21 protein-coding genes are annotated in these 20154 nt (G+C 36.3%); 17 read left to right on the top strand and 4 right to left on the bottom strand.

Annotated features, from left to right (window positions below; all coding sequences use genetic code 11):
• Positions 1-32 precede the first annotated feature (32 nt).
• Positions 33-962 (top strand): EamA family transporter RarD, encoded by a 930-nt coding sequence (gene rarD / locus LG276_RS17570; protein ID WP_224935756.1) that lies wholly within the window; start codon positions 33-35, stop codon positions 960-962.
• Between the two features lie 228 nt (positions 963-1190).
• On the opposite strand, the gene LG276_RS17565 is transcribed toward rarD, so the two are convergent.
• A complete protein-coding gene (locus tag LG276_RS17565) occupies positions 1191-1988 on the bottom strand; it encodes an NAD kinase (RefSeq protein ID WP_224935757.1) in 798 nt (265 codons plus the stop codon).
• Between the two features lie 172 nt (positions 1989-2160).
• On the opposite strand from LG276_RS17565, the gene sppA reads away from it, so the two are divergent.
• From sppA to LG276_RS17520, 9 genes are all read left to right on the top strand, one after another.
• Positions 2161-3171 carry a signal peptide peptidase SppA gene (gene sppA / locus LG276_RS17560; protein WP_224935758.1) on the top strand — a complete coding sequence of 337 codons (1011 nt, stop codon included), beginning with the start codon at positions 2161-2163 and terminating at the stop codon, positions 3169-3171.
• A gap of 113 nt (positions 3172-3284) precedes the next feature.
• On the top strand, positions 3285-3710 hold the full coding sequence (locus LG276_RS17555) for an RDD family protein (protein WP_224936189.1): 426 nt from the start codon (positions 3285-3287) through the stop codon (positions 3708-3710).
• Positions 3711-3937: 227 nt separating this feature from the next.
• Positions 3938-4633, top strand: a complete 696-nt coding sequence (locus LG276_RS17550; RefSeq protein ID WP_224935759.1) for a DUF2953 domain-containing protein — start codon at positions 3938-3940, stop codon at positions 4631-4633.
• A 20-nt stretch (positions 4634-4653) separates the two neighbouring features.
• Positions 4654-5109: a GerW family sporulation protein gene (ytfJ, locus tag LG276_RS17545; protein WP_224935760.1), complete on the top strand. Its 456-nt coding sequence runs from the start codon at positions 4654-4656 to the stop codon at positions 5107-5109.
• A gap of 176 nt (positions 5110-5285) precedes the next feature.
• Positions 5286-5786: a thiol peroxidase gene (tpx, locus tag LG276_RS17540; RefSeq protein ID WP_095372280.1), complete on the top strand. Its 501-nt coding sequence runs from the start codon at positions 5286-5288 to the stop codon at positions 5784-5786.
• Between the two features lie 352 nt (positions 5787-6138).
• A complete protein-coding gene (locus LG276_RS17535; protein ID WP_224935761.1) occupies positions 6139-7128 on the top strand; it encodes a class I SAM-dependent methyltransferase in 990 nt (329 codons plus the stop codon).
• 285 nt (positions 7129-7413) lie between these two features.
• Positions 7414-8601: an acetate kinase gene (locus tag LG276_RS17530; protein ID WP_095372282.1), complete on the top strand. Its 1188-nt coding sequence runs from the start codon at positions 7414-7416 to the stop codon at positions 8599-8601.
• Between the two features lie 334 nt (positions 8602-8935).
• Complete coding sequence (locus tag LG276_RS17525; RefSeq protein ID WP_251162571.1) at positions 8936-9769, top strand: EcsC family protein; 834 nt, start codon at positions 8936-8938, stop codon at positions 9767-9769.
• 9 nt (positions 9770-9778) lie between these two features.
• On the top strand, positions 9779-10291 hold the full coding sequence (locus LG276_RS17520; RefSeq protein ID WP_251162572.1) for a molybdenum cofactor biosynthesis protein B: 513 nt from the start codon (positions 9779-9781) through the stop codon (positions 10289-10291).
• Positions 10292-10330: 39 nt separating this feature from the next.
• Here the strand turns inward: LG276_RS17520 and LG276_RS17515 are convergent, their stop codons facing one another.
• The gene (locus tag LG276_RS17515) at positions 10331-10645 is read right to left on the bottom strand and encodes a hypothetical protein (protein ID WP_224935763.1); all 315 of its coding nucleotides are present in this window, start codon (positions 10643-10645) and stop codon (positions 10331-10333) included.
• A 134-nt stretch (positions 10646-10779) separates the two neighbouring features.
• Here LG276_RS17515 and pbp4b point away from each other — a divergent pair, with 134 nt between their 5' ends.
• From pbp4b to argH, 3 genes are all read left to right on the top strand, one after another.
• Complete coding sequence (gene pbp4b / locus LG276_RS17510) at positions 10780-12123, top strand: penicillin binding protein PBP4B (RefSeq protein ID WP_251162573.1); 1344 nt, start codon at positions 10780-10782, stop codon at positions 12121-12123.
• Positions 12124-12416: 293 nt separating this feature from the next.
• Positions 12417-13625 carry an argininosuccinate synthase gene (locus LG276_RS17505; RefSeq protein WP_095372287.1) on the top strand — a complete coding sequence of 403 codons (1209 nt, stop codon included), beginning with the start codon at positions 12417-12419 and terminating at the stop codon, positions 13623-13625.
• Positions 13622-15010: an argininosuccinate lyase gene (gene argH / locus LG276_RS17500; protein WP_251162574.1), complete on the top strand. Its 1389-nt coding sequence runs from the start codon at positions 13622-13624 to the stop codon at positions 15008-15010. Before LG276_RS17505 ends, argH begins: the two co-directional genes overlap by 4 nt.
• Positions 15011-15035: 25 nt before the next feature.
• Here the strand turns inward: argH and LG276_RS17495 are convergent, their stop codons facing one another.
• On the bottom strand, positions 15036-15524 hold the full coding sequence (locus LG276_RS17495; protein WP_251162575.1) for a universal stress protein: 489 nt from the start codon (positions 15522-15524) through the stop codon (positions 15036-15038).
• A gap of 107 nt (positions 15525-15631) precedes the next feature.
• On the opposite strand from LG276_RS17495, the gene LG276_RS17490 reads away from it, so the two are divergent.
• The 3 genes from LG276_RS17490 to panF all read left to right on the top strand — a co-directional run bounded on the left by LG276_RS17490 (position 15632) and on the right by panF (position 17777).
• Complete coding sequence (locus LG276_RS17490) at positions 15632-15784, top strand: hypothetical protein (RefSeq protein WP_157733921.1); 153 nt, start codon at positions 15632-15634, stop codon at positions 15782-15784.
• Between the two features lie 254 nt (positions 15785-16038).
• On the top strand, positions 16039-16308 hold the full coding sequence (locus LG276_RS17485; protein WP_095372290.1) for a YhdT family protein: 270 nt from the start codon (positions 16039-16041) through the stop codon (positions 16306-16308).
• Positions 16305-17777, top strand: a complete 1473-nt coding sequence (gene panF, locus LG276_RS17480; protein ID WP_224935768.1) for a sodium/pantothenate symporter — start codon at positions 16305-16307, stop codon at positions 17775-17777. Before LG276_RS17485 ends, panF begins: the two co-directional genes overlap by 4 nt.
• 145 nt (positions 17778-17922) lie before the next feature.
• Here panF and LG276_RS17475 read toward each other — a convergent pair whose 3' ends face one another.
• Positions 17923-19020: a Xaa-Pro peptidase family protein gene (locus tag LG276_RS17475; RefSeq protein ID WP_251162576.1), complete on the bottom strand. Its 1098-nt coding sequence runs from the start codon at positions 19018-19020 to the stop codon at positions 17923-17925.
• A 170-nt stretch (positions 19021-19190) separates the two neighbouring features.
• On the opposite strand from LG276_RS17475, the gene LG276_RS17470 reads away from it, so the two are divergent.
• Positions 19191-19871, top strand: coding sequence for a metal-dependent hydrolase (locus LG276_RS17470; RefSeq protein ID WP_251162577.1), 681 nt, complete (start codon positions 19191-19193; stop codon positions 19869-19871).
• Positions 19872-20154 lie beyond the last annotated feature (283 nt).

Genomic DNA, 20154 nt, shown 5'->3' with positions numbered 1-20154 from the left:
ATTTCGATAATAGAAAGAATTGAGGATGGGAAATGGCGCAAGATGTTAAGCAAGGTGTAATTTATGCAGGTTTATCGTATGTGTTATGGGGAATACTGCCGATTTATTGGAAGTTGATAGGTGGGGTTAGTGCTGGAGAAACACTTGCTAACCGAGTCATTTGGAGCTTTTTTTTCATGCTGATTCTATTGCTATTATTAGGTAAATTGCGTGCTTTTATGACTGTTGTAAAAGGACTATGGCAAACAAAGAAGCAGTTGTACGGATTAATTATAGCTTCTCTATTAGTAAGTGCGAATTGGTTTATCTTTATATGGGCTGTAAATAATGGACAAATCATTGAAACAAGTATGGGATACTATATTAATCCGTTGATTAGTGTCCTACTAGGGATGGTCGTATTTAAAGAGCGGTTATCTGTTTCTCAATATGTTTCTTTTGCCCTAGCAGCCATTGGTGTGATTATCTTAACAGTTTCGTATGGTTCATTTCCTTGGATTTCCTTTTTACTTGCTTTAACCTTCGCACTGTATGGGTTAGCGAAAAAAATGGTGAAAGTAGATGCAGCCATTGGTCTTACACTTGAAACGATGGTCATTACACCCATTGCTTTACTATATATGGGTAGTTTGTTTGTGCAGCAACGACAGATGCTGTTTCATGAAAATGTCGGTTTAGATTTATTGTTGATAGGTGCTGGAGTAGCAACAGCCGTACCTTTACTGCTTTTTGCTAACGGGGTCCAAAGAATACCTCTCTCAATGGTAGGTTTTTTACAATACATTGCGCCAACAATCATGCTTATTTTAGGTGTGTTTGTATATGGTGAATATTTCTCCAAAGCACATTTTTTATCCTTTTTGTTTATATGGATTTCGCTGAGTATCTATTCTCTATCCCGTACAAAATGGGTTTTATTATGGGAAAGTAAAATAGCCAGAGGAAAACAAGTAGGAATGTGAAGATTCGGCTGATATCACCTTTGTCTAATATCTTATCCGGTATCGGCAGTTTTCTTAAATGAAGGTCATTTAAGTTGGTGGATCTTCAACTTTAACTATTGGATATACCATTTAGAATAAAGCCGTTGAAATTTTATGATCTTAAAATTTCAACGGCTTTTCTTTTCGATATTACCATTCGGTTCAAACACTTATTACATAGCGTTTGTTTGTTGTCCTGACAATTCTTTATAAAAAGGTTCTCTTCACTTTTTCCCAAAAGGAGTTGTCTTTTAGCTTAACGGTTTTTATACTGTGCGGACTTAAGGTAATTTTTATTTCATCTACATGCTGGATACTTAACGCTTCATTATCCATCCCCATGATAGGGTGATCATTTCCCTCGTGTGTAATCTTTAATGTTAAGGTTCTTTGCTCTCCTAAAATAAATGAAGAACCTAGTGTGCGATATTTATTATTATTTAAAGAGGCAAGTTCGCTTACTTGTAGACAAGGTAGCATGGGGTCTACGATCGCACCGTTGACAGATTTATTATAAGCGGTACTACCAGTAGGAGTGGAAACAATCATTCCATCTCCACGGAATGTTTCAAATAATTGACCATCAATATAGATTTCCATCACTAATGTTTTGATAATACTAGAACGGATGGAGAATTCATTTAAACACTGAAACGAGGTTTCACCATCAACTGTAACTTGGATTGTGGGGTATTTACGTACTTCTATATTTTCATTTTGTGCTGCTTCTAGCATTTTCGAAGGCTCATTTAATTGGAAGTCACAGTAAATACCTAATGGCCCATGTGTCGAAATTCCAGCGTATAGACAATCATCACGAAATCCCGTTTTCCTTACTGCTTGTAAGAAAGCCCCATCTTCTCCAATACTAACAATAATGGTCGCATCTCTCGGATCTGTTACTATAGTAAATCCATGATGGGTTGCTTGTTGTTTTAAGTTTTCAACAATTACAAGTGTTTCGGCGTCTTGTTTATGGTAGAAATATAAAAGTCGTTGATGCATGAAAAAAACCTCCTTTAATGTTTCATAAAAAATGTGTTGGAAAGATAGAATGAATAAAGGTGCTTATGATTTGAAGAAGTGACATTTTTTGCTATCATAAGAAGAGATAACCTACTCTTCTCATTCTTATTCTATGGGAAGATGATGTATAATTCAAAGGAGGAATGATGGAATGACAGCAAAGAGATGGGCTGCCTTGGGAATTGCTGCTGTTTTATTTGTCTTTTCGGTAGGAATTAATTTCATGTCTAACGTGGCGTCAACAAATTTTGAAGATACCTTTTCAAACTTGATGGCCACAGGCGAAGATTCTTTTACTGAAGAAATGATCGAAACAGGAGACTCTTTAAATAAAATTGCTGTATTAAATTTAAATGGGACGATTCAGGATACGGGTGAGAGTGGCTCATTATTAGCAACTTCTACATATAACCACAATCGTTTTATGAAATTATTAAACCATGTGAAAGATGATACCACTGTTAAAGGTGTTGTAATTAAAGTGAATACACCAGGTGGGGGCGTTGTTGAAAGTGCGCAAATTCACGATAAAATTGTTGAAATTCAAGAAGAGGCGAATAAACCTGTGTATATTTCTATGGGTTCTATGGCCGCGTCTGGTGGGTATTATATTTCAGCTCCGGCGGAAAAAATCTTCGCTAGTGCAGATACAATGACAGGTTCATTAGGTGTCATCATGCAAGGGGTAAACATTACTGAGCTTGCAGATAAGATAGGCATTGAATTTAATACAATTAAAAGTGGCGAATTTAAAGATATTATGAGTCAAACGAGAGAAATGACTAAAGAAGAACAAAATATTTTACAAGATATGATTGATAATGCTTATCAAGGATTCGTAGAAGTGATTGCTTCTGGGCGAGAGATGTCAGAAAATCAAGTCCGTGAACTAGCAGATGGTCGTATCTATGATGGTCGCCAAGCATTAGATAATCAATTGATTGACGGGTTAGGCTATGCAGAAGATGTCATTAATGAGATGAAAAACGATGTGGGCTTAGAAGACGCTGCTGTTATTCAATATAGCGATAATGTTGGTTTTGGCTCACTTCTTAGTGTAGCAGCAAATAAAGTTGCTGGGAATGATCTGCAAATGGAAGGTGTAATGAAGCTTCTTACACAGCCGAATTCCCCACGCCTAATGTATTTATATGCTGAATAGAAAGGAGGCGCTTTAGGATGCATAATCAAGACGAACCAAAAGATAAGGAATTGTTCCAACAAGAAGGTTCTGAAGAAGCGGTGCTTTCCGAACAACCTGGGCAATTGATAACAATGACTGAAGAATATCGGTTAGCGGGGTTTTGGATGAGATTTTGGGCGTATTTATTAGATTGGCTAATTATTGGTAGCATTAATGGTATCCTTATTTACCCTGTTTTTAGAGCGTTAGATGTTTCTTTAAATAATTCATCTTACTTTTCTGCTGTCGCCATTGCAACCGCGTTGACCTTCTATTTGTATTTTGTTCTTATGACGAAATACCTCGGGCAAACTCTAGGAAAAATGGTATTCGGTTTAAGAGTCATACAAATAGACGGAGGCAAGCTTTCATGGGGAACGATTCTTTTTAGAGAGTGGATTGGTCGCTTCATTTCAGGTACAGTGATGATGCTTCCTTACCTTGTCGTTGCCTTTCATCCAAAAAAGAAGGGCATACATGACCTATTTGCTGATACAACAGTTGTCCATGAGAGATAATTGAATAGCTAGGCATAAAAAAGTCATTCCTGTAAGGGATGGCTTTTTTATTATGCAAAAGAATCAGTGTATGAGATTGATGTAGAATCATTTTTTCTTATCCAAGATTAGAAGTTAAGAAATGCTATTTTGAAAAAATTTATATGATAACCCATATTAATTGGATTTAAAGTTTAACAAAAGGTGAAAATGACCATACTAATTGCTTGAAAGGCAGGGGTGCTCATATGGTTTGGTTCATCATAATTGCTGGTCTTATTCTCTTATTTTTACTTCTTATTTTAGTTATATTATTTTCAAAACTCTCCATTACTGTTCACTTTTATCATTATGATAAACAAAGTCACCTTAGTATAAAGTTAAAATTTTGGAAATGGCTCAAGTATACAATTGATATACCTTTGATGGAAGTTGATCCGCAAAATGCTGAAATTAAAATAAAGGAAGAAAAAACAGCATCAGGAGGAGAGACGAAAGAGGACTCGAAGAATATTACTGCAGAAGATTTGTTAAATAGCTTTAAGGATATGGATGAGCTCTTAAAGCATGTTGTTTCTCTGTATCATATTATTCGTCATTTCATGAGTAAGGTCATTGTTCGTCAGCTGCGTTGGCATACAGTTATTGGTGTAGGTAATGCAGCGTTAACGGGTGTCTTAACGGGTGGGTTTTGGTCTGTGAAAGGCAGTATAATTGGTGTGTTAAGCCATTATATGAAATTAAAGACAAGACCGGATATTGCTATTTCTCCACAGTTTCAATTTGCGGTTGCCCAAACCTCTTTTATATGTATGATTCAATTTCGTATCGGGCATGCTATGCTTGCAGGATTTAAACTGATTAAATTTTGGAAAGGTGGCAAAGCTCATTTTAAGACAAGTCAGCTTTCTGTTTTATCAGGTGATAAACCTAAAACATACTAGATGAGAAGGGGCGATTGAGAATGTCTGATCATCCAATACAAGGCTTGATGACAACTGCAATGGAAAACCTGAAAGAAATGGTAGATGTAAATACGATAATTGGTGACCCAGTAGAAACACCCGATGGCAGTGTAATTATTACAGTTTCAAAAGTGGGCTTTGGTTTTGCTGCTGGAGGCTCGGAGTTTATGATGGATGCAAGCAAAAAAGATAGCAATAATGGTGAATCAAAGGGTCATCCTTTTGGTGGAGGTAGCGGTGGAGGTGTTTCTATCACACCAATCGCATTTCTTATCGTTAACTCTCATGAAGTAAAAATGGTTCATTTAGATGAGAGCACTCATCTATACGAAAAAATCTTAGATTTAGCACCTCAAGCAGTAGATAAAATCCAACATTTATTTAATAAAAAGGACCAAAAAGAAGAATCATCAAATGAGAAAGATCATCAAGAGAAAAATAATTTAGACTTTTAATCTAATATGTTTCAATTAAAAATCTGAACAATATTCAAATTCGACTGTAGGAGGTTTGAATCGTTCGGATTTTTTTGTGCCTGTCTTTTTTTCATTGGATTCATTTCAATTGCAAAAAAGATTCTGAAAAGCTATCATTTAAACGTACATACTTATAAATAAAGGAGGAAGTTATGATGGCATCAGTTACATTTAAAGGGAATCCTGTTACACTGCTAGGAAGTGAAGTGAAAGTTGGGGATCAGGCGCCTCAGTTCTCTGTCTTAGCCAATGATTTATCTGAAGTTACTCTAGCTAATACAAAAGGGAAAATCCGTTTAATTAGTGTGGTTCCTTCAGTTGATACAGGCGTTTGTGATGCACAAACAAGAAAGTTTAATGAAGAAGCATCTGGACTAGATAATGTAGAGGTATTAACCGTTAGTGTAGACCTTCCATTTGCTCAAAAACGCTGGTGTGCTGCTTCCGGATTAGAAAATGTGCAAACTCTTTCAGATCATAGAGATTTATCTTTTGGTGAAGCGTATGGTGTTGTAATGCAAGAGCTTCGTTTGTTAGCTCGTTCGGTATTTGTTGTAGATTCTAATGACCAAGTGGTTTATGTAGAATATGTTGGAGAAGGAACAGATCATCCAAACTACGAAGCGGCAATTGAAGCAGCAAAATCAGCAAAATAAGTAGGATAAAATGATAAAGCACGAGCAGTTTCTGAATCATTTTCAGAAGTTGCTTGTGCTTTTTAGTACAATCTCCTCTCACCATTTCGTTGTTCTATCAGTTGTCGCTTTGCAGCTCTCCCACTGTAAAAAGCTCTACATGACATGTTTCATTTACCACAGCCTCCTCTCTAGTAGAGCATACTATCCCTTATAGATAGTCAAAATTAGCGCAAGTATAGAAATGTTTTCCTTCGTTTTTTATTAAAATCAATTTGTTAGAATATATGAAATAAACTTCATTACTTGTGAATGGTTATAAAGCTAGGTACAATAAGGAGATATAGTATAGGAACGGGAGCGATGATGAACAATGAAAGTTTTGCCGGTGGAAGAAGTGTTTACATTATTAAATGAAACGGCGGAGTTATTGAAGGAAGAATTAAATGTTACATATCTTGAGGCATTAGCAGAAACGGGAGAAAATGTCTTTCAAGGAGCAATACTTCAAGAGGAACTAAGCGAACTGACAACCAAGCGACTTGAGAAAAGTTATGAATCCTTTCATATAAGTAAATTTGAAAAAGAAGATTTAAGAAAGGGATTTCAACTGGCTATTCTTAAAGGCATGAAAGAAAATGTTCAACCTAACCATCAAATGACACCAGACTCTATTGGATTGTTAATGGGGTATTTAGTTAATAAGTTTATTGATCAATCTTCTTTCTCCTTATTAGATCCAGCGGTTGGAACCGGTAACCTCATCACAACAGTGATGAATGCACAATCTGGTAAAGTGGTAGAAGCAACAGGTGTGGAAATTGATGATCTCTTGATTAAACTTGCTTATGTGAATGCGAACTGGCAGGAGCATCCTATCCGCTTCTACAATCAAGATAGCTTAGAGCCATTATTCATCAATGAAGTAGATGTGGTTGTAAGTGATTTACCAGTTGGCTATTATCCAAACGATTTACGCGCGCAAGATTATGAGCTTAAAGCTGATGAAGGTCATGCTTATGCCCATCACTTATTTATAGAACAAAGCTTTAAACATGTAAAAGAGGGCGGATTTCTGTTCTTATTAATTCCTAACGGTCTGTTTGAAAGTCCACAAGCACCAAAGTTACATGACTTTTTGAAGAAGTACGCAATTATTCAAGGTTTATTACATTTACCATTGAATTTATTCAAAAATGAACAAGCAGCTAAAAGTATATTTATCCTTCAGAAAAAAGGTGAAGCTGTCAAACCTCCAAAAGAGTCATTACTTGTCAATTTGCCTTCCTTGTCAAAAGCAGATGACGTTGATCGTGTCTTAACAAAAGTGAGTAATTGGATTAAAGAAAACAAAGGTTCCTAATGATAATGAAAGGATTTCGGTAAAAAATTGCCGAGGTCCTTTTTCGTTTTTGCAGATTATAAACTACATTAGTACACGATTATTATTATTCAGACATGTAAAAAGGAAGTCTTATTTTATGTAATACAATATTTCAGAATTTAACTATTTTCTATTTCCTGTTATTATTTCTTGAAATATGATGAAACTCATGTTTAAATGAATTTTTGATGAGATATAATTCAATCAATAAACGATGATTTTATAAATAGCGTAGGAGATATTAGATATAAGGAAGTGAATCATTTGACAAAAATTATTGCGATTAATGCAGGTAGTTCTTCTTTGAAATTCCAATTATTCGATATGCCAGAAGAAAAAGTAATTACAAAAGGAATAGTAGAAAGAATTGGATTAGCACATGCGGTTTTTACAATAGTAGTGAAAGGTGAAAAAAGAACAAAAGAACTAGAGATTCCCAATCATGAAGTAGCTGTGCAATTACTTTTAAATGAGTTAACAGCACATGAAATTATTGCTGAACTTGATGAAATCGTTGGTGTGGGTCATCGTGTGGTCCACGGTGGAGAAGATTTTTCGCAATCTGTGTTGATTACAGATGAAGTGATGGATAAAATCAGTAAACTATCTGATTTAGCTCCGCTACATAATCCTGCAAATTTAACGGGGATTTTAGCATTCAAACGTGTCTTACCAGATGTTCCAGCAGTAGCGGTTTTTGATACAGCCTTCCATCAATCAATGCCGGAAAGCTCTTATTTATATAGTCTGCCGTATAGTTATTATACTGAGTATGGTATACGAAAGTATGGATTCCACGGAACGTCACATAAATATGTATCGGAACGGGCAGCTGAACTGTTAGGGAGACCACTTGAACAATTACGATTAATTTCTTGCCACTTAGGTAATGGTGCGAGTATTGCAGCGATTGAAGGTGGAAAGTCTATCGATACATCGATGGGCTTTACGCCATTAGCTGGCGTAACTATGGGAACAAGATCAGGAGATATTGACCCTGCCCTCATTCCGTTTATCATGCAAAAAACGGAGAAGTCAGCAGATGAAGTGTTAGATGTATTAAATAAACAAAGTGGTATGCTTGGTGTTACTGGTTTTTCAAGTGATTTAAGAGATATTGAGATGGCAGCGGAAGAGGGCAATGATCGTGCTGAATTAGCATTAGAAATATTCGCAAACCATATTCACAAATATATCGGTTCATATGCAGCGAAAATGTATGGTGTCGATGCGATAATCTTTACTGCAGGTATCGGTGAAAACAGTGATGTTGTAAGAGAAAGAGTATTAAGGGGACTAGAGTTTATGGGTGTTTATTGGGACCCTGCTCTTAATAAAGTCAGGGGGCGTGAGGCGTTTATAAATTATCCGCATAGTCCGGTAAAAGTCATCATCATTCCTACAAATGAAGAAGTAATGATTGCAAGAGATACGATTGAATTAATATCATAATGGAATTAACATTTGCTCCGACTCGCCTTTTTGGTGGAGTCGGTTTTTATATTTTATAAGCAAATGGGTAAGGAAATATCATTCTATGTAAACAGAAGTAAACGATGAAAGATCGCAAAGGATGGTTTTCTATCTACCATTTAGAAAATCGCCTTGTTAGCCTAGAAAATCTTAATCGTCTGACTAACAGCTATCATTCATCAAAGAATTTTATAGTCAAAAACAAATAATTGATTTAGTAATAGTAAGTTTTTGATTATAAGAGCAACGTGCTTATTATCAGTTAATTTGCTATACTATTAACAAAATCTAGTAGCGAATGGAGGATAAGGAGATGCCATTATCTGCACGTGAACAAATGGTACTTAACGAAATCCGTGAATGGGAAAATCAATTATATAGCTACGAAGCGAATGACATCGAGCGTTCATATGAACATTATTTAGAATACTCTTTTGCATTATTACCAGAGAATGTACAAAAGCAAGTGTTTTCAATGATGGATAGTTGGATGTTTCATTTACATGCACTCATTCAAGGATCACAATTACAGCTTGATGCAAAAGAAAGAATTCTGTCTTCAGGAAGGATTTTTCAAAAAGATATTGATACATTACAAGATATGAATGCTTTGACGATTGATCAATTATCATACATAGCTAAACAGCAAATTGCTAGGCATCGAATGTATTCTTTAGCACAAGGCGGTGCAACAGGAACTGGCGGGTTTATGATGCTAGGGAGTGATATTCCGGCAATGGCTGTCATTAATTTAAGAGTCGTGCAGTTAATTGCCATGACTTATGGTGTCGAAGTCAATACACCATTTGAAATGATGAGTTCATTAAAAGTCTTTCATGCAGCTACCTTACCAAGGAGAATCCAAGGAGAAGCTTGGGAGGACTTAATGAATGACTTAGAACAGCATGACGATTTATATTTTTATGAGGGAAAAGAGGAATTAACAGATATTACATGGTTAGAACAACCGATGAAACAAATGTTTAAAGCAGTAGCGATTGTTTTACTTAGAAAAAAAACGTTACAAGGTATACCAGTCATTAGTATGGCGATAGGAGCGGGTACTAATTACCAATTAACGAGAAATGTAACGGACTTTGCTCATAAGTATTATCAGTATCGCTATCTATTAAATAAGTCAGGGTGATTGTAAACGATGAGCGTAACGGAACATAAGAAAGATTCGTTAACTGTAGGCTGTAAAGTCATCACAGTAAGTGATACAAGAGATAAGGAAACAGATAAAAGTGGGCAATTAATGATCGCATTACTTGAACAAGCGGGTCATAAAGTCAATGCCTATGACATTGTCAAAGACGAAAGTGTCGCAATTGAACAAAGTATACGAGCTGGATATAACCAAAAGGATGTTGAAATTATATTAACGAATGGTGGTACAGGCATTGCTCTACGTGATGTCACAATAGAAACGGTACAACGTTTGTTTGATAAAGAGATTGATGGCTTCGGTGAGCTATTTCGTATGCTGAGTTATACAGAGGATATCGGTTCTAGTGCCATTATGTCCAGAGCAATAGCAGGTGTGATTAAGCATAAAGCAGTGTTTTGTACACCTGGATCCTCTGGTGCTGTCAAATTAGCGATGAATAAATTGATATTACCTGAGATCAGTCATGTCGTGAAAGAATTGCGTAAAGATTTATTTTAATGAGAATGAGTCCGAACCATTTACGTTCGGGCCTATTCATTAATAATGACCTTTAAGTGTTACATCTTGATCTGTTCGGAACCACAGCCATAATTCATTGATTTGTGAGGCTAATTCGGCAATTTCGTGATTGAGCTTACAAGAAGTTTCAAAGTCGCTTTCATTAGAGAGCTCTTCTTGTTTCCTATTAATCAAAACTTCTATACTTTTTATCCGGTCAGGGATTTTCCCACGAATGGTTTCCCAATGTACTAAAATTTGTTGTTGCTCAATAGATGAAAATGCCTCCCAATCCTTTTTTATAGTCGGTAAATCGATAGATAATCTTTGGTTAAACGTAAAATGCTGATGCATTGTTTACCCCCCCTGCTAAAATTTTTATTATTTATAAGTGTATCTTCTTTTTCAAATCATAGCTATATACCCTTCCGTTTGCTTGGCCAAGTGAATATAGTAAAGTAATTATAATGAGAAAGGAATGGCAAATTTTGAAAAATATCGTTTGGATTCTTCTATTTATTCTGCTTTGCCTTTCTCCATCCCCTCCTAATGCTAAATCGAATACAAACACCATGCAAGCAAAAAAAAACTATTTTACACAATTACAAAAAGGGCTGCCCGAAGATGTGGGTATCAGTAGTGAGCGTTTAAAAGTCGTTGATGAATGTATAACAACGGAAATATCGCGTGGTTTTCCTGGTGCTGTTTTAGTAATCATTAAGGATGGAAAAATCATTAAGGATTCAGCGTATGGATTCGCCAAACGATATGATGGGCATTCCGAATTGTCGCAACCAATAAAAATGAAAACAACAACGATTTTTGACCTCGCATCAAATACAAAAATGTTCAGTACAAATTTTGCTATGCAACAGTTAGTTTCCCAAGGGAAGGTTGACTTAAAGCAATCTGTCCAATATTATTTACCAGCATTTAAAGATCGTGATAACGATGAGATAAAAGGAAAAGCAAAGATAACAGTAACCGATCTGTTGCAGCATACTGCTGGACTACCGAGCAGTATACACTATCACGATCCAAAAAAAGCGGGCGTGTTATATTCTCAAGATAGAGAGTTAACTAAAAAGATGGTCATAGCTACACCACTGAAGCATCCGCCCCATACAGCACAAATATATAGTGATATTGATTATATGTTATTAGGGATGATTATTGAAGAAGTGACGGGTGTATCATTAGACGATTATGTTGAAAAGGAAATATATAAACCCCTTGGCCTTAGTCATACTAAGTATAATCCTTTACAAAAAGGAGAAAGCCAAAATGAATTTGCCGCAACTGAGTTATTTGGTAATACAAGAGATGGTGCCATTTCCTTTCCCCATATAAGGAAGCATACATTACAAGGCGAAGTCCATGATGAAAAGGCGTTTTATAGCATGGCGGGTGTATCAGGACACGCTGGCCTATTTTCTACTGGTAGGGAAATGGCTGTATTATTACAAGTGATGTTAAATGGAGGTGGCTACGGGAATATTGAACTTTTTAATCAGTCAACCATCAATCAGTTTACAACCCCTTCGTCCCCTGACTCTTCTTTTGCATTAGGTTGGAGGATAAATAGTGACGATCATATGCATCAATTCTTTAGTGAAAGTGCACCGAGCACTGCCATTGGTCATACAGGTTGGACAGGAACGATGACTGTTATTGATAAGGAAAATCAACTTGGCATATGTTTACTAACAAATAAAAGACATTCACATGTAATTAATCCTTATAAGAATCCAAATGTTTTTGCGGGAGATCAGTCAGTTATTAGTAATTATGGGAAGGTAATAGACCTTATTTATAAGGCGATAATCTCTTAGCAATCATTGCTATAAATAAATAAAAACAAGAGTAAGGAAACTAAGATAAAAGCCAATAAGGTTTTTATCTTTTTTTATAATGATTTGCAATATATGCTGTAAATTTTGCTCTTCACTTGTTTCGGTTGGACGGATATTTATGTGGATTTATGCATTTGTGGATATTTTATAGAAATTGTAGATAACCTATTGCAATTTTAGGGAAAGGTTGTTAAAGTATTAACATAATCAGTTGAATAAAAATATAAGTTATTGAATATTTATACGTATCCACTTCAAGGAGGAAATAAAAAATGTCAAATCCAAAAGTTGTTCTTGCCTATTCAGGCGGTTTAGATACTTCAGTTGCAATTAAATGGTTAGGAGATCAAGGTTACGCTGTTGTTGCTTGTTGTTTAGATGTTGGTGAAGGAAAAGACCTTGATTTCGTAAAAGAAAAAGCACTTCAGGTTGGTGCGGTTGCTTCTTACGTGATTGATGCAAGAGAGGAATTCGCACAAGAGTTTGCCCTTGTAGCCTTACAAGCACATGCATTATATGAAAATAAATATCCATTAGTATCAGCGCTTTCTCGTCCGTTGATTGCAAAAAAATTAGTGGAAGTAGCTGAAAAAGAAGGTGCGGTTGCAGTTGCACACGGATGTACCGGTAAAGGGAATGATCAGGTCCGTTTTGAAGTGGCTATTGCGGGATTAAATCCTGACTTAGAAGTATTGGCACCAGTGCGTGATTGGAAATGGTCTCGTGAAGAAGAAATTGCTTATGCAAAAGAAAATGGTATTCCTGTACCGATTCAATTAGATTCTCCATATTCTATTGATCAGAACTTATGGGGGAGAAGTAATGAGTGCGGAATTCTAGAAGATCCTTGGGCTGCACCACCAGAAGATGCATATGATTTAACAAATAGTCTTGAAAATACGCCAGATACACCAGAAATCATTGAGATCGGTTTTGAGGAAGGCGTACCTGTGACATTAAATGGGAAATCATATATGCTTTCTCAGCTAATTACAGAGTTAAATTACATTGCAGGAAAACATGGTGTGGGACGTATTGACCATGTTGAGAACCGTTTAGTAGGGATTAAATCTCGTGAAATTTATGAAGTGCCAGGTGCTACTACTTTAATGAAAGCACATAAAGAGCTGGAAGATTTAACACTTGTGAAAGAATTAGCGCATTTTAAACCAATTATTGAGAAGCAGGTTGCTGAATTAATCTATAACGGACTTTGGTTCTCTCAATTAAGAACAGCACTCCAAGCATTCTTAAAAGAGTCGCAAAAATACGTAACAGGGACAGTAAGAGTGAAATTATTTAAAGGCCATGCGATTGTTGAAGGAAGAAAGTCTCCTTACACTCTATATGATGAAAAACTTGCCACATACACTTCTGATGATGAATTTGATCATAACGCAGCGATCGGTTTCATTAAATTATGGGGTCTACCAACAAAAGTACAAAGTGCGGTGCAAGGCAACAAGAAGGTGACAGTGTGAAAAAGCTTTGGGGAGGCAGATTCACCAAATCTGCTGAAGAATGGGTCGATGAATTTGGCGCATCCATCTCCTTTGATCAGGAGCTAGTACAAGAAGATTTGCAAGGAAGCATTGCTCATGTAACAATGCTTTCTGCAAATGGTATTATTAGCAACGAGGATGCTGAAAAAATTAAATCTGGCTTGCAAACATTACAAGAAAAAGCTGCTAATGAAGAAATTGAGTATTCAGTTAAACTTGAAGATATTCACCTTAACTTAGAAAGTGCATTAACTGAACTTGTCGGTCCTGTAGGCGGAAAGCTACATACAGCTCGTAGCCGAAATGATCAAGTTGCTACTGATATGCATTTATATTTAAAGAAGCAGGTTCAAACCATTATTATGCTTGTTGAAGAGCTGCAACATGCATTACTTACACAAGCGGAAGCGAACGTTGAAACCGTGATGCCAGGATATACACATTTACAGAGAGCACAACCGATTTCATTTGCTCATCACCTAATGGCATACTTCTGGATGCTTGATCGTGATAAACAACGTTATCAAGAAAGCCTCAAACGCATTAACATTTCTCCACTTGGAGCTGGTGCATTGGCTGGAACGACTTTTCCGATTGATCGCTATCAAACAGCCGAATTGCTTGGTTTTGAAGGGATTTATGAAAACAGCTTAGATGCTGTGAGTGATCGTGATTTTATTTTGGAATTCTTATCTTCAAGTTCAACACTGATGATGCATCTATCTCGATTAAGTGAAGAATTGATTCTCTGGTCAAGTCAAGAATTTCAATTCATTGAATTAGATGATAGTTTCGCAACAGGAAGCAGTATTATGCCGCAAAAGAAGAACCCGGATATGGCTGAGTTAATACGCGGTAAAACGGGACGAGTATACGGAAATCTTATGGGGATGTTGACTGTTTTAAAAGGCTTACCACTTGCGTATAACAAAGATATGCAAGAAGATAAGGAAGGCATGTTTGATACTGTCAAAACGGTCGTTGGTTCTCTAAAAATCTTTGTTGGTATGATTGAAACAATGAAGGTGAAGACAACACAAATGGAGAAGGCGACAAAGAATGATTTCTCTAATGCGACTGAACTAGCGGATTATCTTTCAAGTAAAGGTGTACCATTCCGTGAAGCGCATGAAATCGTTGGTAAGCTCGTGCTTACTTGCGTACAAAAAGGTTGTTTCTTAATGGATCTATCACTTGAGGAATACAGAGCTGTTAATGATTTATTTGAAGAGGATATTTATAAGGTGCTTGATCCATATACCGCTGTTGAAAGAAGAAATAGCGCGGGTGGAACAGGCTTCGACCAGGTGAGAATCGCTATAGATAAAGCGAAAGCTAAGTTAAATAAAGAAGAGCATGCCTAAATGCGCATGCTCTTCTTCGCTATTTTTAAGAGTGCTTCTCTGCCACGTTTGCCTCCCCACTTTTTTGCTTTGCGGATTTATTCGGTCTGACCACAAGTACATCACAAGGTGCGTGGCGTGTAATATATTCTGATACACTACCAATTAAGAAGCGTTCGACAGCATTCAGCCCCGTTGCTCCACATATAATAAGATCGATTGGCTTTGTTTTGGCGATATCTTTGGTAATGATGATTTTGGGAGATCCATATTCGATTATATACTCTACTTTAGTAACGTTTGCTTGAGTACAAACTTCCTTATAACGTGCCATTAAGTTTTCAGCAAATTCTGTAGCTCTAACAGAAGTAGAGTGATCATAAGCTTCAATAGCATTGGTACGAGTATCGACAACATGAGCTAAAATGAGATTGGCACCACTATCCTTCACCATTTCAATTGCTTGATTAAATGCCTCATCTGCTTCTACTGAACCATCTACTGCGACTAAAATGTTTGCATAATGTTTACTCATTTAAATCTCCTCCTTTACCTATTATTATACATACCCTTTTTATGAATAAATGTAGCCATTTTTCAAACAATAATGAGGAAAAAATAATGACAAAGGAGTGAACAATCTTGAAAAAAGAAGAAAGAAATGAATGGAATCAATTGTATGATGAAAATGAAGCAGAACAATCTATTAGCGATTCAATAATGGAGGCATATAACGGTGGTGCAGTTAGTCGCCAACAATTGACGAACGAAACCAATGAAGATGAATTAAGCTAAAGTAATATAAAAGGCGTTTTGTCATATGACAAGCGCCTTTTGAGCTTGTATTCAAAAAAACTTCATAAGAGTAGACAAAAACACCTTTACTGTTAAAATAATTTTGTGATAGATATATTGTCATTACCCCTCTATGTTAATAGATGTAAAAAACGGTTGGTTAAAGGAAGCAATTTATATAGGTCATGTCCATTGATAGCTATTTATATTAGAATAGAACGATAGGGGAAAGATTTAATAAGGGGGAGAAGAAGATGGAGCAAAAAAAGCTTGATCCAAGATATAAAGTTGCTAATCGGGAAGCACTTATCGGTGTCGGTATTGCGATGATCAACTTTTTCATATGGTATTCTTTTGCCTACGGCTTAGGTAGTAAGCCTGTTGAAGAGTATCAATATATCTTTGGATTACCTTCGTGGTTTTTCTATAGCTGCGTGTTAGGTTTTCTAATTATTACAGTCATTGTTTGGTTGGTTGTTAAGTTCTTGTTCTCTGATGTACCTTTTGAGGAGGAAGAACAATGAATTGGGGAGTAGCTATACCATTAATTATTTTTTTATGTTCACTATTCTTTTTTGGGATTTATGCAACAAAATATTTAAAGCATGGACCTGATTTTTTACAAGAATATTTTCTAGGTGGAAGAAATCTTGGTGGCTTATTATTGGCGATGACGATGGTGGCTACATATGGGAGTGCGTCAAGCTTCATCGGTGGACCTGGAATTGCTTATAATATGGGTCTTGGCTGGGTGTTATTGTCCATGTCACAGGTGGTAACAGGCTACTTTACACTTGCTATCTTAGGTAAAAAGTTTGCCATTATCTCTAGGAAGACAAAAGCGGTTACTTTAAATGATTTCTTAAGAGAACGCTATCAAAGTAAATGGGTAGTCATCATATCGTCAATTTGTATAGTTGTTTTCTTATTCGCTTCTATGTCTGCGCAGTGGATTGGTGGTGGCCGATTATTAGAATCATTTATGGGATTGTCGTATCAATCAGCACTTTTAATTTTTACATTATCTGTTCTTATTTTTGTTGTGATTGGTGGTTTTCGTGCAGTTGCCATCACTGATACAGTTCTCGGTATGATCATGATAATTGGTACAATTATTATTTTAGTAGGAACAATCATCGCTGGTGGTGGAGTACCGAATATTATCGAGAAATTAACAGTAGAGAATCCTAACTTGATTACACCCTTTGGTGCGGACGGTTCATTAACGCCTTTATACGTATCCAGTTTTTGGCTTCTGGTTGGTGTTGGTGTTGTTGGTTTGCCCCAAATTGCTGTCAGAGCAATGTCTTACAAAAACGCAAAGGCAATGCATACGGCGATGATTATCGGTACACTTGTTACAGGCGCTATTATGCTAGGTATGCATCTTACAGGTGTATTTGCACGAGTAGTGATTCCTGGAATTGAAGTAGGGGATACGGTGATGCCGCAATTGACACTAACCATTTTACCTTCATGGTTAGCTGGAATTGTGTTGGCAGCTCCGATTGCAGCGGTTATCTCAACAGTCAACGCATTGTTACTTCTTGTCAGTTCATCGTTGGTGAAAGATATTTACATAAATTATATTAATAACAAAGCAACAGATCAGTTTATTAAAAAGTTGACGTTATCTGTGACAGCCATCATTGGTATTCTAGTGTATATTGTAAGTATAGAGCCACCTGATCTTCTTATCTGGCTTAATTTATTTGCTTTTGGTGGCTTAGAAGCAGCGTTTATCTGGCCAATTATTATGGGGCTTTATTGGAAAAAAGGAAATGCCTATGGGGCTCTTGCTTCTATGATTACAGGGGTAAGTAGTTATATTATTATTGACCGTTTATTTCCGGACTTATTAGGGGTGCACCCGGTTGTTGTTCCAGTGTTCTTATCTTTCATACTTTATGTAGTTGTTAGTTTGTTCACACAGTATAAAAAACCAATTCAACAACAGCAGATCATCGATAAATTTTGGTATGTTTCAAAGTAGTTATTTTCGAAATGAAGCAAAGTAAAATAAAACCTGAACAAACACAACCTAATGTGTATGTTCAGGTTTATTACTGGATGCCAATCGTCTTTGAAATTACGATATAAAAAAAGACCCCGTCAATAAACTCGGGGTCTTCTCTGTGTTATTTAATGATTTGTAACTCTTTTGGGAATTGTGTTAATGGTATTGCTCCGTCTTTTGTTAGAACAAGATCATCTTCGATACGGACACCGGCAACTCCTGGTACGTAAATACCTGGTTCAATTGTATATACCATGCCTTCTTGTAGAAGCAAATCATTTGTTTCTGTTAATGAAGGATATTCATGGACGGAAATTCCAAGTCCGTGACCGAGACGATGTGGGAAGTAATCGCCATATCCAGCATCTGCAATAATTTTTCTTGCTGCTAAGTCAACCTCTGATGCTTTTGCACCTGGTTTACATGCTGCTATTGCGGCTAATTGTGCTTTGAGCACGGTGTCATAAATTTCTTTTTGTTTCTCATTTATTTCACCATAAGCAACCGTTCTCGTAATGTCTGAACAATAGCCTTTCCAAACAACACCAAGATCAAATAGAACTAGATCGCCTTTTTGAATTTTTGTCATACCTGGTGTACCATGCGGAGATGCTCCGTTTTTACCAGTTAGAACCATTGTTGAAAAGGACATTTCATTAACGCCTTTTTTCTTTAATTCATATTCGATTGTAGCTAAAACTTCCAGTTCTGTCTTTCCTTCAGCTATGGCAGCACAACCTGTTTCAATAGCGAAATCTGCAAGAGCTGTAGCTTCTTTAATAATCGCAAGCTCTTCTTCACTTTTTACCATTCGTAATGTGCGAAGCTTTTCTTCAGCAGATACCATACTTGCATGAGTGTAAAGTTCTTTCACCGCTTCATAACGTTCAACATTCATATGTTCTTTTTCGATGGCTATTTTATTAACTGTTGAAAGACGTGTAACAATGGCATCATTAATCATTGTCCATGGATTTTCAATATCTGTATATCCAATAATATCACCATTCCAACCAGCGTTTTTTGCATCCTCTATTTCCATTTTTGGACAGACAAGGAAAGGGTCAGCATCTTGGAAAACGGCTAATCCTAGTAAACGCTCATTAGGATCACTATGAAAAGAGCTCAAGTAAAATACATTTTCTGTTGATGTAATAAAAGATACATCAATTTTGTTTTCTTTCATCCATGATGATAAAATATCCATTCTTTGCTTCATGGTAGTCCCTCCTGGTCTTTATGTAGTAAGCTATAAGCAAGCGTATCAACTATATATGAAAAAGTAAACTTTTTGAACTGTTTAAATTGAAAGAAATAAGGGAAGAGACAGGATAACTTCATATTGATGTTGAAAAAATTACATAGGAAAAACAGAAAGGAGAATCATTTGTGAAAGTATCATTTCATGGCCATTCTATCGTAAAAGTAAAAACAGAGGATAAAACAATTTTATTTGATCCATTTATTACTGGGAATGAATTAACAGACCTTAAGGTTGAAGAAGAAAAACCGGATGTTATTATCGTAACGCACGGACATGGTGATCATTTAGGAGACACGATTGAACTGGCTAAGAAGAATCAATCGCTAGTGATATGTAATGCAGAACTCTCATATTATTTAGGTTTCCATGGTATTGAAGCACACGGCATGAGTATTGGTGGTGCGTATGATTTTGATTTTGGGAAAGTGAAATTAACTCCAGCTTTACACGGAACAGGGCTCGTAACTGAAGATAACCAAATTGTTTATTTAGGTATGCCGGCTGGTGTCTTACTAACAATTGATGGTAAGACAATCTATCATGCAGGAGACACAGGTTTGTTTTCGGATATGAAATTAATTGGAGAGAGACATCCGATTGATTTAGCATTTATCCCGATTGGTGATAACTTTACAATGGGGCCAGAGGACGCTGCTTATGCTGTAGAGTTGCTGCAACCGAAACAAGTCGTTCCTGTTCATTACAATACATTTCCACCAATTAAACAAGATCCACACGCTTTTGCTAAATTAGTAAAAGAATCTGATGTAAAAGTAATGGAAGCTGGAGAAGTTGTTGAATTATAATAAATTATTGTTGATAGAAACTGAGATAATGCCACAGATGACTGTCTGTGGTATTTTTGATTTCAATTTGTGAACCAACTAGTTACACTTTTTCATGGAAACGTGCGTAAGCTAATACAATTGATTAAACCTCAAACCTCTTTAATATAGTGGGATTAGAATTGAAAAGGCAACTGGGTACATATCAATACTTTTTCACATAATAAATACACTAGTATTGAAGACGATTACTGGTCATGTCCGCTTTCTTCTCTGCATAAATATAGATTATGAGAGGAGAGGA

It is taken from the genome of Cytobacillus kochii (assembly GCF_044790165.1).
Taxonomy (GTDB): Bacteria; Bacillota; Bacilli; order Bacillales; family Cytobacillaceae; genus Cytobacillus; species Cytobacillus kochii.
Note: the sequence above shows the minus strand (reverse complement) of the source record. Positions and strands in the feature narration are given on the sequence as shown.